The sequence below is a fragment of the Polaribacter sargassicola genome, from assembly GCF_021991835.1.
Lineage (GTDB): Bacteria > Bacteroidota > Bacteroidia > Flavobacteriales > Flavobacteriaceae > Polaribacter > Polaribacter sargassicola.
Genome location: NZ_JAHDAU010000253.1, coordinates 1 through 278, shown reverse-complemented (window position 1 = coordinate 278; position 278 = coordinate 1). Strand labels below are relative to the sequence as shown.

The 278-nt window shown below is 68.3% G+C and carries 1 protein-coding gene; it reads right to left on the bottom strand.

The window, feature by feature from the left end; genetic code table 11:
* The coding region (locus KI686_RS17760; RefSeq protein ID WP_237590434.1) for a gluzincin family metallopeptidase at positions 1-278 on the bottom strand (278 nt) is incomplete at both ends.

Sequence of the window (278 nt, the reverse complement as noted above, 5' to 3'; positions counted from 1 at the left end):
GACTGGTTCGAGAGCACGTGCCAGCCGGCGGGCGCCGACACGTCGAATGTGTAGGCGGCCTTCATGTCGGGCTGTTCGAAGCACGCCATGACCCGGCGCGAATCGGCCGGCTCGTACTGGGTGTACAGGTAGGTCTCGCCGTCGACAGGGTCGTGGAACCGGTGCATCCCCTCGCCGGATCGGCTGTACTCCGCCACCGCCTCGACGCGGACCTCGTTCTGCGCCGCCAGGCCCTCGATCGAGATGCGGGCACCGTCCCAGCGGACATCCTGCTCCTC